Here is a 15,091-nt window from a genome sequence, read left to right as displayed (position 1 = left end):
TGGTGCACATACATCATGTGCACCAGACCTCTTTTCGTTCCTCCCAACCGTCTACATGACGCCCTTCTGCAGGATCACGCAGCCGTAAGGCTGACGCTCGCCCGTAGAAATCGTCACGAAGGCCGTCTTTGCCTTGTCGTAGAAACTGAAGCGATCGATGAAGCCGATGTTCTTCCTGCCCTGCGGCACATGCTTCTCGACGGCGGCAATGAAATCGTCCCAAACCTTGGGGCGTCCGATCTTTTCGCGCATCTCTTCCATCACATCCATGATGAGCACGGGATGCTCCTCATACTCTGTATCGAGCGGCATGAGCTGCAGGATGCCGTCAATCATCTCAGCAGCGCCGATGCCGTCGGCGTTGACCGTGATTCCCTCACGCGCCATCGACACGGCCGGATAGAAGTCATCGGCGACAACGACGAGATCTCCATGTCCCATTTCGGCAAGAGCCTTCAAGAGATCCGGACTGATGCATTTTGGTATTCCTTTCAACATGATTCTTCCCCCCACGTTTATTCTGCAGCTTTTTTCTGCAGGAATATCGCCAACTCTTCCTGTGTCGGATACGACAACTGCGTACCCTTGCGCGTGACGCTCAAGGCAGCGAACGCGCTCGCTTTCTTCATGGCGGCGAGCACGTCGCCGCCTTTCGCATACTCGCTCGCAAAGCAGCCGATGAAGGCGTCGCCCGCACCCGTAGTATCGACGGCAGTGACCTTGCAGGGCGCAACGTACTGCTTTTCCCGCTGCGTCATCCACAGAGCACCGCGCCCACCAAGAGTGACGATGATGTTCTTGAGCCCGCGCACCAAGAGGCTCTTCGCCGCCGCTTCCACGTCCGCCATCGTTTCCGTAGGCAGACCCGTGAGGATAGCCAGCTCCGTCTCATTCGGCACGAAGAAATCGCAGGCGCAGACCTTGGCGATCTCGAGCGCTTTTGTCGCTGGCGCCGGATTGAGCAGAACGGGAACACCATGCTTCCTGCCGAAATCGATGGAATGGTAGACGGTTGCCAGCGGCGCCTCAAGCTGCAGGATGATCATGGCGCACGCCTTGAGATCCTCTGCCGCCGCGTCGATGTCCGCCGGTGCGAGCAAATCGTTTGCTCCCTTGACGATCAAGATCCTGTTCTGGCCACTCTCATCGACGAAAATCGACGCAATGCCGCTCGACGCATCGGACGCTTTCGTGACATAGCGCGCATCAATGCCAAACTTCTTGAAATTCTCGATCGTATTGTCCGCGAAGAGGTCGCTGCCGACCTTCGATACCATCGTCACCTCCGCACCGCAGAGCGCGGCGGCAACCGCTTGATTCGCGCCCTTACCACCACAGCCGATGGTGAAATCCGGCACTTCCAGCGTCTCTCCCGGCGCGGGCATGCGATGGATGTAAGCGCAGAGATCCACCATATTGGAACCAATGACTGCCAGTTTCATGCACATTTCCCCCTATCTTCTACCTCTCTCGTGGCGCGGCGACGCTGCCCCGCACGACGAGGTCGTTGACGATCTCGATGCGCGTCTTTACGGCGCGCGGCCTCTTGATCAGTTCGATGAGCCTTCGGACAGCGAGACGACCGAGCTCTTTCTTGTGCACGCGCACGGTTGTGAGGCCTGGCGAAAAGACTTCGCCGAAACTGATGTCGTCGAAGCCGACGATGGAGATGTCCTCGGGCAGACGCCAGCCATGCGTCTGAAATGCCTGCATGGCGCCGAGGGCGATCATGTCGTTGTCAGCAAAGAACGCCGTGGGCATCTCGCACTTTTCAGCGAGAATCTGCAACAGGCGCTCGTGCGAGCCTTGAATCGAGGGCGGCACTTCTAGGAAGAAGTGCTCATCGACGGCAAGTCCATGCGCCTCCATCGCGCGGCGGAAGCCACGCTCGCGCGCTTGGAAATTCTGGATGCGCAGGCCGCCCGAAAGGTAGCCGATGCGCTTGTGACCATGCTCGATGAGGTGCTCGACCGCCGCCATCGCACCCCCTTCATTATCCATGAGCACGGCATTGAAGGCGAGATGCGGCATCCATGCGTCGAGCAGCACGAGGGGCAGCACCGCCTCGTGAAAGGGACGTGCCGTCTCGTCTGTCAGCTCGGTGCCGATGAGCAGTACGCCCGAGGTCGTATCGTTGAGGACAGCCTTGACACGTTCTTCATAGTCAGCATGACGGCGATAGAGGTTGATGATGGACGTCTCGTAACCGCACTTGCGGCTCTCATTCTCGACGCTCTCCAGAAGGACAGAAAAGAATGGCGAATCGGAGAAGACTTCGCCGCTGTCACGGTATGTCACGACGCGGATGCTCTTGACCTTTTCTTCGGTGATATAACCTCTTTCCTGCGCGAGGCGCACGATCTGCTCGGCTGTCGCAGGATTGACGCCGCGCTTCTTGTTCAGGGCGTTCGATACGGTAGCGGGAGAAAAACCCGAAAGCTCGCTGAGTTCCTTGATGCTGATCTTCTTTCCGCTGCCCTTCATGGCATGTCCCCCTCGCTGCAAACCTAATTTTTCCTATCTTCACCTGATTTCTTTCATCATATTAACAGGATTTGACGTCGTCTGCAAATTTTTTGAAAATATTTTCATGCGTGCGGGTATCACGCAGGTTTATGCTTCCTTCGACTCGTTTCTCGCCTGCAGTGCCATCTTCGCTTCCATGTTGCGCTGGAACTGGTCGATGATGACAGCGAGGATGATGACGAGTCCCTTGATGATCATCTGCCAAAACTCGGAAACGCCGCACATGACCATGCCGTCGGAGATGACACCGATGACGAATGCGCCGATGATCGTGCCGCCGATCGTGCCGACGCCGCCCATCATGCTCGTGCCGCCGAGAACGGCGGCGGCGATGGCGTTCATCTCCCACGTCTCGCCGGAGGCCGGATGCGAGGCTTCAAGCTGCGAGGCCGTGATGATGCCGACGATGGCGGCGCAGATACCGGAGAATACGTAGACAAGGATCGTCACCTTATTGACCTTGACGCCCGAGAGTTTCGCCGCCTTGCTGTTGCCGCCGATGGCGAAGATATGCCAGCCAAACGTCGTCTTCATGAGGAGCGCGGCAGCAATGACGGCGATGACGGCAAGGATCAACGCACCGACGGGCACACCCGCGATGCGGCTGCCAAAGAAGTCGAAGCCCGTGTTGCCGAGCGCTGCCTTGCCAAGGATGCTCGAATACGTCGCACCGCCCGAGTGGAGCATGGCGAAGCCGCGCGCGATATACATCGTGCCGAGCGTGGCGATGAAGGGGGCGACGCCGAAGCGTGTGATGACCGTGCCGTTCAGCAGGCCGATGAGCGCACCCGCGAGAACTGTGATGGCGACGACGAGCGGCACATCGAAATAGAGCGTGACTCCAAAGGTCTGAAGCGTGACGCCGTTCTGGATCATGCCGCCCGCGATCATGCCCGCGAGACCCACGACAGCACCAACGGAGAGGTCGATGCCGCCCGTGATGATGACGTAGGTCATGCCGATGGCAAGGATGCCGTAGAGTGCGACGTGCTTGGCGAGCAGCAGCATGGTGTTCGCCGTGAGGAAGTTCGGCGTCGCAAGGCTGAAGAAGACGACGAGCACGGCGAGCACGATGAGCGTGCGCCCCTTGAGAAGCGTCATCGCCAAGGAGTTGTTGTTATTGATACGATTGAGGCTCATGATTCTCCCACCCTTTTCTTTCATAATATCAAGATGCTCTGCCCGTCGCATGCCCCTGGTAGGAAGCGAGGACGAGCTTGTCCTGCGTCACTTCTTCGCGCACGAATTGTGCCGTTTTGATGCCGTTCGACAGCACAACGATGCGGTCGGCAATCGCTTCGATCTCTTCCAGCTCGGAGGAGATGACGATGATGGAAAGCCCTTCGTCGGCGTAGTGGTTGATGATCTCGAAGACCTCCGTCTTCGCACCGATATCGATGCCTCGGCTCGGCTCATCGAGCAGCAGAATCTTCGGCTTCGTCAGGAGACCCTTGCCGATGACGACCTTCTGCTGGTTGCCGCCCGAGAGCGAGAGAATGGGCAGCCTCTTGTCCGCGACCTTGATATGGATGTCTTTGATCTCGGCATCAACGGCAGCATCCTCCTTTTTGTCACTGAGGAAAATGCCCTTGGCGTAGTTCTTGAGACTCGAAAGTGAGATGTTCTTCTTGATGTTCATCGTCTGCACAAGCCCTTCGCGCTGGCGGTCTTCAGGCACCATGGCGAAGCCGCGCGCGATCTGCTCCGTAACGTTCCGAATCGCGAGCTTCTCGCCCGCGAGCCGGATCTCACCCGTATGCTCAGGGTGCAGCCCCATGATGCACTCGAAAATTTCCGTGCGCCCTGCACCCATGAGCCCGTAGATGCCGAGAATCTCGCCCTCCTTGAGGTCGAAGCTCAGGCGATCGAGAAGCCAGCCGCCACCCTTCTTCGGCAGCGAGAGATCCTTGACTTCGAGCACGATCTTGCGCTTCTGCCAGTCAATCCCTTCCTTGCGCTTCGGATACGACTTCTTCGTGCCGACCATCTTCTTGACGATCCACGGCACATCGATGTCAGCGACGGCGGCGCTCGCAACGAGCTTGCCGTCTCGAAGGATCGTCACGAAGTCGCCGATCTGCATGATCTCTTCGAGGCGGTGTGAGATGTAGACGATGGAGATGCCTTCCGCCGTCAGTTCGCGCATGATCTTGAAAAGAACCTGCACTTCCTGCGCCGAAAGCGAGGAAGTCGGCTCATCCATGATGAGGATCTTGAGGTCGTCCTGTATGAGGTTGCGTGCGATCTCGATCATCTGCTGCTGTCCCACGCGAAGGTCGCCGACGATCACATGCGGGTCGATGGGATGCTCAAGCTTCGCGAGGATTTCCTTCGTGCGGCGCACATGCGCTGCATTGTCGAGTCCGATCTTACTCTTCGTAATCTCTCGCGCCATGAAGATATTCTGATACACGCTGAGATTCGGAAAGAGGGAAAGCTCCTGATGGATGATGCCGATGCCGTGCGCACGTGCCGCCGATACATCAGGGAAGCGGACGCTCTCGCCGCCCATCGTCATCTCGCCTGCCGACGGCTGCTCGATGCCCGCGATGAGTTTCATCAGCGTCGATTTTCCCGCACCGTTCTCGCCGATGAGCACGTTGACCTTGCCCTTGTAGACGTCGAAGGAAACACCGTCGAGCGCCTTCGTGCCCGGATAGATCTTGTCAACCTTTTCCGCATGAAGCACGACGGGGACGTCCGTATGGATGCGCTCCATAGCCTCTTTTTCCGCTGCCATCTCGCTCCCTCCTCACTTCACTTCAATCTCGACGGGAGTCACGAGAATCTCCTTGTCGCCCGCGACGCTAAAGCAGCCCGTAAAAGAAATGTTCTTGCCCACAATCGTCTGCATGTCGAGTTTTTCGATGACTTCCTTGTCGACTGCCGCATGAATCGCCTGCGACACCTTCGCCCAGTCGACCTGATTCTTATAATCCTCGTACTTGATGAAGCTCAAAGTGTCACGAACGGCAGAACCCTTGTAAACGGGGCCTATCTGCAGTCGCACGGCGATGGGGCCGTCGTAGCCCGCAAGCTTCAGCGTCATGAATCCCGCCTTCTTCTCACGATTCACCTCCGTAACCGTGCCCTCGCCCTTGACGATGTAGCTGAGTTCACCCTTGTCCCCCATCGAATAGCGGCCGTACTTGGCTGCCGGCGCCTTGAGATCGCCGCCTGCTTCAGCGAGCAGCGTCTTCAAATCAACGGCATTTTCCTTGAGTTCAGGCACCGCCTTGCTCGTCCAGATCGCCTCGACGTCTTCTGCGGCATTGAACGTTTTCTCTCCCGTAAGCTCGCCTTCGTGACCGATCTCGACCACCTTAACGCAGCCGCCGAAGGAAAAGGCGGCGACGATGAGAGCGAGCACCACGATCCATTTTTTCTTCATCTCATTTTCCCTCCCGACAAAAGCGCCCCAAGGCATGTGCCCTGGGGCGCTTCTCTGCCCTTGTTTCTGATGCTATTCCTTGTAAACGAACGCCTTGAGCTTCGCGACGTTGTCCTTCGTAATGATGACGCAGTCGACGAGCTGCTTCTCATCAAGTCCCGTCGAGCCGCTCTTGAGATACTTGTCCGCCTGCTCAACCGCCATCTCAGCGATAAGCGCCGCCTGCTGGAGCGCCGTGCCCGTCATCGCGCCGTCACGAATGGCGGCAGCCGCCTCGTCCGAGCCGTCGACACCGATGACGGCGATCTTGCCGGCAAGACCTGCGTTCTTGATCGCGGCAATCGCGCCCATGGCCATCGTGTCATTGCCGCAGATGACGCCCTTGATGTTCGGGTTGGACTGGAGGATCGTCTCGACCTTTTGGTTCGCTTCCGTCTGTTCCCAGTTCGCCGTCTGCTGCGCGACCATCTTCATGTCGGGGTACTGGTCGATAACCTCATGGAAAGCGCCCGAGCGAACGCCCGCGTTCGTGTCGGATTCCTTGCCGAGGAGTTCCGCATACTCGCCCTTCTCGCCCATCTGCTCGACGAACTTCTCGGCGATCCCCTTCGCGCCCTGGTAGTTGTTCGCGACGATCTGGCTGATGGCGATGCCGCTCGAATTGATCTCGCGGTCAATGAGGAACGTGGGAATGCCTGCATCACGCGCCTTCTGCACGGCGGCGACCGTAGCGTCGGCGCCCGCATTGTCGCAGATGATGGCGGCAGCCTTGTCGGAGATCGCGTTGTCGAAGAGTTCGGACTGCTTCGTTGCGTCGTCGTCATGCGACACAGCCTTAACCTCGTAACCGAGCGCCTTCGCCTTGGCGGAAGCGGCTTCCGCTTCCGTTTTGAAGAACGGGTTGGAGTGCGACGGCGTGATGATGTAGATGATCTTCGAGCCGCCGCCCTTCAAAGGCTCGCCCGACTTGGCATTCGAAGCGGACTTCGTGTCCTGTGCGCCGCAGCCGGCGAGCATCGCCGCCATGAGGCACAGTGAGGCGACGGTGAGCAGGATCTTCTTGAACTTTTGCATTGCTTTTTCCTCCCCTTGCTTGTTCGTGCTCCGCGCCTTTTCGAAGACGGATCGGCGGGAGCATCCTTCTCAGTTTCTTCCCTTTAGTGCGTTGCCGCCCAAAGCACCTGCGCGACGGCCTTCTTCCAGCCGGCAAGCAGCTTCCCGCGCCTTTCTGCCTCCATCGCAGGGGAAAAGGCTCGGCGTTTGACTTGGGCGAAAATTTCTTCTTTATGATAAAAACCGACGGCGATTCCGGCAGCGAAGCCGGCGCCGAGCGCCGAAAGCTCTTCCGCTTCGGACGCCTCCACGGGGCAGTCGAGGAGATCGGCTTGCATCTGCATGAGGTAGGCGTTCTTTGTCGGGCCGCCGTCAACGCGAAGAACGGGCAGCGACTCGCCCGCTTCTTCCTGCATGAGAGATGCGATGTCGGCAATCTGGAAGGCGATGGCGTCGAGCACAGCACGCACCATCTCGGCGCGTCCCGTCGTGCGCGAAAGACCCGTGAAGACGCCGCGCGCCTCACTCTGCCAATAAGGCGCACCGAGTCCCGTGAAAGCGGGCACGAAGACGCTCTCATCGGCAGGATTCGCGCACCTCGCGAGCACTTCCGTCTCAGCGGCGCTCGCGACGAGTCCGAGGCTGTCTTTCAGCCATGTGACAGCAGCGCCCGTGTAATTGATGTTTCCTTCAAGGACGTAATGCGCCTCGCCCTCCATGAGCCACGCGAGCGAGGTCACAAGCCCCTTTTGGCTTCGCACGAGGCGTGCGCCCGTCTGCATCATGACGGAAGAACCCGTGCCGTAAGTCGCCTTCGCCTGTCCGGGCGAGAGGCATCCCTGCCCAAAGAGAGCGGCGTGCGAGTCGCCAAGACAAGCGTGGATCGGCACCTTCCGTTTGAGAATCCCATCGACGTCCGTCATGCCGAATGAGGCATCCGATGCGCGCACCTCAGGCAAGGCGCGTGCGGCTATGCCGAAGAGGGCACTGATCTTTGCCGACCACGCGAGTTTTTCAATGTCGAAGAGCTGCGTTCGCGAGGCGTTCGATGCGTCCGTCGCATAGACTTCACCGCCCGTCAGGCGATGGATGATGTAGCTGTCCATCGTGCCGAGCGCGAGGTCACCGCTCTTGGCCAGCTCGTGCACTTCCTCAACGTTTTCAAGAAGCCACGCAAGCTTCGCCGCCGAGAAGTACGGCGAGAGCGGCAAGCCTGTCACCTGCTGGATATACGCGGCATGATCCTTTGCCAGCCGCTCGCATATAGCGCGGCCGCGTGCGCACTGCCAGACGATGGCGTTCCCTACGGGAGCGCCCGTCGCGCGATTCCAGGCGAGCGCCGTCTCACGCTGGTTGCTGATGCCGATGGCGGCGATTTCTTCGCCCGTCAGATGCTCCTTTTCGAGCATTTCTCGGACAAGTGTCTTGAGGTTTTGCCAGATTTCTTCTGGATTGTGCTCGACCCAGCCGCGCTCATCGACGATCTGCGCGTGTGCGCGGTCGAGCCGCGCGGCAATGGAACCGTCAAAACGCAGCAAGAGCAGCTTCGTACCCTGCGTGCTCTGATCGACGGCGAGAATGAAGTCCGCCATCTCAGATAAGCTCCCGCACGGCTTTTTCGATGCCCGCCGCATCGAGTCCATAGTGACGGAAGATGTCGGCGGACTTGCCCGTGACGACGGGCGCATCGGGCAGCGTTAGGCACTTGAGCCGCGCCGGCTGCTTCTCGGCGAGAACCTGCGCGACAAGTGATCCGAGTCCGCCTTGACGCGCATGCTCCTCTACGGTCACGATGGCCTTCGTTTCCTTTGCGGCAGTGAGCACGGCTTCTTCATCGAGCGGCTTCAAGCTGTACATGTCAAGCACGCGCACAAAGATGTCCGACGCCGCAAGCGATGCTGCCGCCTTCTTCGCCTCAGCGACAAGTTCACCGCAAGCGATGACCGTGCAGTCCCGACCGTCCGTCACCGTCACGGCCTTGCCCAGCGCGAAGTCCGTCAGCTCGCCTTCGTAGATGTCCTCGACGGCGTTACGCCCGATGCGGATGTAGGCAGGATCGGTATCGGCAACCAACTCCTTCATGAGCGCACGCGTCAGGTATTGATCGCTCGGCAAGTAGACGCGCAGCCCCGGGATCGACCCCATCGTCGCGACATCATTCGCCGAGTGATGCGTCATGCCGAGCGCACCGTAGCTCACGCCCCCCGAGATGCCGACGAGCTTGACGTTCGTGTGCGAATAGGCGACATCGACCTTCGCCTGTTCCATGCTGCGCGTCGACAAGAACGACGCGGGCGACACAGCGAAGGGACGCTTGCCGCAAGCGGCAAGACCCGCACTGATGCCGACGAGATTCTGCTCGGCGATGCCCACCTCGATGAACTGCTCCTTGCGTTCCGCCGCATAGGGGCCGAGAGCTGCCGAACCGCGCGAATCGCTGCAGAGTACGACGATGTTCCTGTCCTTTTTCGAGGCCTCAATGAGGAAATCCGCGATGACCTTCTTGCATGCCTCACTCATAGCCGACTCCTCCTTTCGTCCAGTTCCTTCAACGCCTCGGCAAGCTCCGCATCCGACGGCACCTTGTGATGCCAGCCCGCCTTGTTCTCAATGAAGGAAACTCCCGCGCCCTTCGTCGTGTTGGCGATGATGGCAGTCGGTTTTCCCTTCGTGCGCTTGGCAAGCTCGACAGCGGCGAGGATCGCCTCGATATCGTTGCCTGGAATCGAGAGCACGTTCCAGCCAAATGCGGCCCAGCGCTCCTCGGCGCTGTCCTGATGCATGACGTCTTCCGTCGAGCCGGAAATCTGCAGACGGTTGCGGTCAACGAACGCCGTCAGGCCGTCGAGTTTGTAGTGGCTCGCCGCCATCGCTGCCTCCCAGACGGATCCCTCATCACATTCGCCGTCGCCCAAGACGACATAGACGCGGTAACTGCGATCATCCATGCGCGCGGCGAGCGCCATACCGACGCCAACGGAAAGGCCGTGCCCCAAGGATCCAGTATTCATCTCAATGCCCGGAATCTTGTTGTTCGGATGTCCGATGAACCTCGAACCGTAGGCGGAGTAGCTTTCCAGCTCCTCCTTCGGGAAAAAGCCGCGATCAGCGAGCACGGCGTAGAGCGCCTCGACGGAGTGCCCCTTGCTCATGACGAAGCGGTCGCGTTCCGGATCGTCGAGCTTGTCGGGCGCGACGTTCATCGCTTCGTAGTAAAGCGCCACGAGAATGTCCGTCACGCTGAGGTCGCCGCCGATGTGGCCTGTTCCTGCATGATGGATCATCTTGACGACGTCCTTGCGGATGTCGATGGCTTTCTTCTTGAGATCCATGTCATTCCCCCCTAAGATACGCCTTGACTTCCTCTTCGATCAGATCGTAAAGATCAGGCTTTACGCCGATATATTTGCATGCCTCGTAAAGAACGGGCACGACGTCTTTATGAATGCCCACGCAGTGGTGGATGTACGGGCCCTCGACGATCTTCGCTTCCAGGCGCTTGATGTTCTCCACCTCGACCCAAAGGTAGGTACCCATTCCCTTCGGCCCTTCAACGCCCTTGGCGCGTCCCAAAAGCAGCGAATACTCACCGTTGTCTCCATCGAAGCGACAGAGCGTGAGATCGCCGTGGCGCGCCTCCGCCGTCAGACTGCCTGGAAAGTCGAAGGCGAGAGGATACGTCAGATGCGCCTTCTCGCGTGCGAGCGAGAGGGGCCACGGACCGCAGTGCTGCAAAAGCTCGCCGTTCTCGATGTCGGGATGACGGATCGTCCAATCGGCGAAGAAAGAACGACACTCGCCCATGCCGGCGGCTTCCACCATGAGCGCCGTAATCGCGCCATGGATGTCCGTCTCACAGACAACGGGCACGCCCTCATCGTTGAGGAGTGCATTCGCCGCACACGGCATGATGCCCAGCTCGTCCTGCAGCGCGTTCCAACACTGAATCGCACCTGCATTGCACTGATACTTGTCAATCAGATGCCGCATTCCGACCTTCAGCGCGGCGACCTTCTCGACCTCATCGTCCTTGATGTCGACGATCATGCGCTCACGGATGTAGGCGACGGTCTCGGAGACCTCCGTCTTCTCCGCCAGAGCACGCTTCACCTCGGCAATCATCTCGGGCAGGGGAATCGGCGCGAGCTGCACGTTGAAACGCTCCAAAAGCTCGCCCTCGTTGCACATCGTCGACCAGAAGTCGAAGGGACGCGGCCCGATCTGCAGGATGCGGATATGGCGGAACGTCCTGACGACATTGCAGACCGCGAGGAAATCGCGCACGCCGCGCTCAAACACGGGATCTTCGAGCCGACAGTTCGTCATGTAAGTGAATGGCACGCGAAAACGCCTGAGCACCTTGCCCGTCGCGAACAGTCCGCACTGCGTGTCGCGAAGCCGCACGCCGTTTTCGTCGGGACGCTCGTCCAACGGCCCCCAGAGCAGCACGGGCACGCCCATATCCTTCGCGAGCCGCGCACACTCATACTCCGTGCCAAAATTGCAGTGCGGCAGAAAAAGCCCGTCGATCTTCTCGCGTTTGAACTTTTCGACAATTTTCAGCCGATCATTCTCATCATAGAGCAGCCCTTCCTCGTTGATATCGTCAATATCAACGAAGGAAACGCTTAGCTCCTCCAAACGCTTTCTCGTCAGTCCCCGATACTTCACTGCATCCGGCGCGCTGAAAATGCTGCGCCGCGTCGGCGCAAAGCCAAGCTTGATCTCTGCCATCAGAATCCCTCCGCTCGCCTCAGGAAACCGGCACGCCCGAAGCGCCCTATCCTGTTTCTTATTTTCTTACTGCTTCATCGGATTTTCTCTTGCGCCATCATTATATCACTTGTTTTTAAAATAATCAATAAAAAATTTACATATATCAATAAAAAATTTATATATTATAGTGTTATTTCTTTATTATTGCCGTATATTTTGGACAAATCTGCACAAGACGGACAAAGACAGTCCGACGAGAAAATCCCTGTCGGACTGCTGCTTTTTCATGTAAGACGTGAGGACATATGTACAGCATGACGCTGTGATACGCCATCGCAGAAAACGGGAGTAAAAGCAATTATGTCACTATACGTGGCGACTGAACATATGTCCTGAAAGATAAGAATAGATATGAGTTTCCCTCATGAGATTTTCCCTCTTGTCAATATTGTGAGCAAGACACATACAAACTTTCCTGCAGGGCTTTTTTTTTTCATGCCTTTACGATATAATAAAGAAGAAAACAAAAAAGTGAACCACATTCGTAATTTGGAAGGACTCTCAAGATTTGGACATGTATCCGATGGACCTGCGCCTTGAAGGGCGCGCCGCGCTTGTCGCCGGCGGCGGGGCGGTGGCGCATCGAAAGGTCGCAGGGCTGCTTGCAGCAGGAGCGGCTGTGACCGTCGTCGCGCCCAAGCTTTCGCCGCCCTTGGCTGCGCTTGCAGCAGACGGGCGCATCGCTTGGCTCGCGCAGCTTGCGACGGCGGAGGTTTTCGCATCGCTGCCGCGTGCGCTCCTCGTCTTCTGCGCGACCGACGACCGTGCGGCGAACGCCGCCTTCGGCAAGGCGGCAAAAGAGGCCGGCGCTCTCGTCAACGATGCGACGGCACCCGAGCTTTGCGACTTCTTCCTGCCGGCGGCTTTGCGAGACGGCGATCTCCTCGTCACGGTATCGACGGGCGGCACATCGCCCGCGCTCGCCCGCACGCTGAAGAAGCGGCTCGCCGCTCGCCTGGGCGCGAGCTGGGGCGACTGGCTCGAAAGGCTCGCCAGGCTGCGCGAGGAAGCGAAGGAACGCATCGAAGGAAGTGCAGGACGCGAGGCGTTTTGGCGCGCGGCTCTTTCGGAGCATATTTTGAATCTTGTCGAAGAAGGCAGACTGGATGAGGCGGAGGCAGAGATAAGACATGCACTTGATTGTTTTGGGACTGAATCATAAGACGGCGCCCGTGGATGTGCGCGAGCGGTTTTCCATACCGAAGGACGCCATCCGCAAGGGGTTCCAGCATCTGGCGGAGTATGCCGATCTCCTTGAAGCGGTCGTGCTCTCGACGTGCAACCGCAGTGAGATTTACGCGGTGACGGCGGACGATGCACATGCGGGCGAGGCCGTGCGCCGCTTTTTCTTCGACCTCACGGGAAACGACGAGGACATCGAAGAATACCTTTACATGCACGAGGACGAAGAATGTATCCGTCACCTCTTCCGCGTGGCGGCGAGTCTCGATTCGCTCGTCCTCGGCGAGGGGCAAATCCTCTCGCAGGTCAAGCAGGCGTACGCGCTCGCACTCGAAGGCCACGCGACGAGCACGGTGCTGAACACGCTGTTTCACCGCGCCATTGCGACGGGAAAGCGCGTGCGCACGGAGACGCGCATCGCGTGGAGCGCCGTATCCGTCAGCTATGCGGCGGTCGAACTGGCGAAGGACATCTTCGGCACGCTCGACAAGTCGAGCGTCCTGATCTTCGGCGCGGGCAAGATGGCGGAGCTGACGGCGGAGCATCTCGTCTCGCACGGCGCGAAGAAGCTCTACATCGCGAATCGCCACATGGAGAAAGCCGAGGACTTTGCCGCTCGCTTCGGCGGCGAGGCCGTGCCTTTCGAGCGCGCGATGGAAAAGGCCGAGGACGTCGACGTCGTCGTGACCTCGACGGGCGCGCCGCACTACGTCGTCAAGGCGTGGGAGACGCGCCATCTCATGACGCAGCGGAAGGGGCGGCCGCTCGTCTTCATCGACATCGCCGTGCCACGCGACGTCGATCCCGAGGTCGAGGAAATCAAGGGCGTGAAGCTCTTCAACATCGACGCCTTGGAAGCCGTCGTCGACGATCACATGGAGGAGCGCAAGCAGGAGGCGGTCGAGGCCTCACGCATCGTCGAGGAGGAAATCGTTTCCATCGAGAAACGCTTCCAATACCTCTCATGCCGCCCGCTGATGGCACTCCTCTCCGAGCGCTGCGAGCGCATACGATGTCGTGAGATGCAGCGTGCGCACACGAAACTGCCCGAACTCACGGAGGAGCAGCAGCGTGCCGTCGACCACATGACGCGCATGATCGTCCGAAAGATCCTGCGCACGCCGATGATGAAGCTCAACGCATCGGCGGGAACGGCGGACGAGGCATTCTACATCGAGGCGATGCGAAGCCTCTTCAAGCTTGATACGATAGGGGAGACGGGAACTTGTGAAGAAAGACACCATCGTTATAGGTACGCGCAGCAGTAAGCTCGCGCTCTGGCAGGCAGACTATGTAGAGGCGAAGCTCCGGGAGAGATACCCGGAGCTTCATGTCGTACAAAAGCGCATGACGACGAAAGGCGACCGCGTGCTCGATGCGCCGTTGGCGAAGATCGGCGGCAAGGGGCTTTTCACGAAGGAGCTTGAGCAGGCGATGCTCGCGGGCGAAATCGACCTCGCCGTGCACAGCCTCAAGGACATGCCGACGGAACTGCCCGAAGGACTCGTGCTCGCTGCCGTGACCGAGCGCTTCGACCCCGGCGACGCCGTCGTGAGTCCGCGCTACCGGACGCTCGCGAACCTTCCTCAAGGCGCGAAGGTCGGCACGTCGAGCCTTCGCCGCCGCGCACAGCTCCTCGCCAAGAGGCCCGACCTTGAGATCGTCAGCCTGCGCGGCAACGTGAACACGCGGCTCAAGAAGCTCGAAGAAGAAAATTTCGATGCCATAATCCTCGCCGTCGCCGGACTCAAGCGCTTGGGCTTCCATGACCGCATCACCGAGATCCTGCCGCGCGAAATCTGCCTGCCCGCCGTCGGACAAGGCGCCCTCGCCATCGAGGCGCGTGCGGACGACGAGGCGACGCTTTCCCTGATCGCCTTCCTCGACGACGCGGCGACGCGTGCGGCGGCGAGAGCGGAACGCGCCTTCCTCGCACGCGTCGAGGGCGGCTGCCAGGTTCCCGTCGGCGTCTACGCCGAGGCGGCGGACGAGGCGCTCGAAATGGAGGCGGTCATCGCCTCCATCGACGGCGAGCGCCTCTATCGCAAGAAGAAGGCAGGCAGCGCCCTGGACGCCGAGAAAATCGGCCGTGCGCTCGCCGAGGAACTGCTCGCCATGGGCGGCAAAGAAATCCTGCAGGAACTCGGCCTGCTGCAACCGTAA

Annotated in this window: 14 protein-coding genes; 3 read left to right on the top strand and 11 right to left on the bottom strand. The window is 59.3% G+C overall.

Annotation, left to right across the window (positions count from 1 at the left end; all coding sequences use genetic code 11):
• Positions 1 to 51: 51 nt before the first annotated feature.
• From OL236_RS12095 to OL236_RS12045, 11 genes are all read right to left on the bottom strand, one after another.
• Positions 52 to 498, bottom strand: a complete 447-nt coding sequence (locus OL236_RS12095; RefSeq protein WP_265070808.1) for an RbsD/FucU family protein — start codon at positions 496 to 498, stop codon at positions 52 to 54.
• 17 nt (positions 499 to 515) lie between these two features.
• Positions 516 to 1,442 carry a ribokinase gene (gene rbsK, locus OL236_RS12090; RefSeq protein WP_265070807.1) on the bottom strand — a complete coding sequence of 309 codons (927 nt, stop codon included), beginning with the start codon at positions 1,440 to 1,442 and terminating at the stop codon, positions 516 to 518.
• A gap of 19 nt (positions 1,443 to 1,461) precedes the next feature.
• Positions 1,462 to 2,484, bottom strand: coding sequence for a LacI family DNA-binding transcriptional regulator (locus OL236_RS12085; RefSeq protein WP_265070806.1), 1,023 nt, complete (start codon positions 2,482 to 2,484; stop codon positions 1,462 to 1,464).
• Positions 2,485 to 2,613: 129 nt separating this feature from the next.
• Positions 2,614 to 3,666 carry an ABC transporter permease gene (locus OL236_RS12080; RefSeq protein WP_265070805.1) on the bottom strand — a complete coding sequence of 351 codons (1,053 nt, stop codon included), beginning with the start codon at positions 3,664 to 3,666 and terminating at the stop codon, positions 2,614 to 2,616.
• Positions 3,667 to 3,694: 28 nt separating this feature from the next.
• Entirely contained in the window at positions 3,695 to 5,266 is a 1,572-nt protein-coding gene (locus OL236_RS12075) for a sugar ABC transporter ATP-binding protein (protein WP_265070804.1), read from the bottom strand.
• 12 nt (positions 5,267 to 5,278) lie between these two features.
• The gene (locus tag OL236_RS12070) at positions 5,279 to 5,917 is read right to left on the bottom strand and encodes a DUF2291 family protein (protein WP_265070803.1); all 639 of its coding nucleotides are present in this window, start codon (positions 5,915 to 5,917) and stop codon (positions 5,279 to 5,281) included.
• A gap of 72 nt (positions 5,918 to 5,989) precedes the next feature.
• Entirely contained in the window at positions 5,990 to 6,991 is a 1,002-nt protein-coding gene (locus OL236_RS12065; protein WP_265070802.1) for a D-ribose ABC transporter substrate-binding protein, read from the bottom strand.
• Between the two features lie 83 nt (positions 6,992 to 7,074).
• Positions 7,075 to 8,562 (bottom strand): FGGY-family carbohydrate kinase, encoded by a 1,488-nt coding sequence (locus OL236_RS12060; protein WP_265070801.1) that lies wholly within the window; start codon positions 8,560 to 8,562, stop codon positions 7,075 to 7,077.
• Position 8,563: 1 nt separating this feature from the next.
• The gene (locus OL236_RS12055) at positions 8,564 to 9,490 is read right to left on the bottom strand and encodes a transketolase family protein (RefSeq protein ID WP_265070800.1); all 927 of its coding nucleotides are present in this window, start codon (positions 9,488 to 9,490) and stop codon (positions 8,564 to 8,566) included.
• Positions 9,487 to 10,302: a transketolase gene (locus OL236_RS12050; protein WP_265070799.1), complete on the bottom strand. Its 816-nt coding sequence runs from the start codon at positions 10,300 to 10,302 to the stop codon at positions 9,487 to 9,489. The genes OL236_RS12055 and OL236_RS12050 overlap by 4 nt, the downstream gene beginning before the upstream one ends.
• A gap of 1 nt (position 10,303) precedes the next feature.
• On the bottom strand, positions 10,304 to 11,704 hold the full coding sequence (locus OL236_RS12045; RefSeq protein ID WP_265070798.1) for an L-fucose/L-arabinose isomerase family protein: 1,401 nt from the start codon (positions 11,702 to 11,704) through the stop codon (positions 10,304 to 10,306).
• Positions 11,705 to 12,260: 556 nt separating this feature from the next.
• On the opposite strand from OL236_RS12045, the gene OL236_RS12040 reads away from it, so the two are divergent.
• Genes OL236_RS12040 through hemC form a run of 3 tightly spaced genes read left to right on the top strand, consistent with a single transcriptional unit; the run spans position 12,261 to position 15,091 of the window.
• Positions 12,261 to 12,908 carry a bifunctional precorrin-2 dehydrogenase/sirohydrochlorin ferrochelatase gene (locus OL236_RS12040; protein ID WP_265071829.1) on the top strand — a complete coding sequence of 216 codons (648 nt, stop codon included), beginning with the start codon at positions 12,261 to 12,263 and terminating at the stop codon, positions 12,906 to 12,908.
• On the top strand, positions 12,877 to 14,196 hold the full coding sequence (gene hemA / locus OL236_RS12035) for a glutamyl-tRNA reductase (protein WP_006193691.1): 1,320 nt from the start codon (positions 12,877 to 12,879) through the stop codon (positions 14,194 to 14,196). The genes OL236_RS12040 and hemA overlap by 32 nt, the downstream gene beginning before the upstream one ends.
• A complete protein-coding gene (gene hemC / locus OL236_RS12030; protein WP_265070797.1) occupies positions 14,156 to 15,091 on the top strand; it encodes a hydroxymethylbilane synthase in 936 nt (311 codons plus the stop codon). The genes hemA and hemC overlap by 41 nt, the downstream gene beginning before the upstream one ends.

The sequence above is a fragment of the Selenomonas sputigena genome (assembly GCF_026015965.1).
GTDB lineage: Bacteria > Bacillota > Negativicutes > Selenomonadales > Selenomonadaceae > Selenomonas.
Note: the sequence above shows the minus strand (reverse complement) of the source record. Positions and strands in the feature narration are given on the sequence as shown.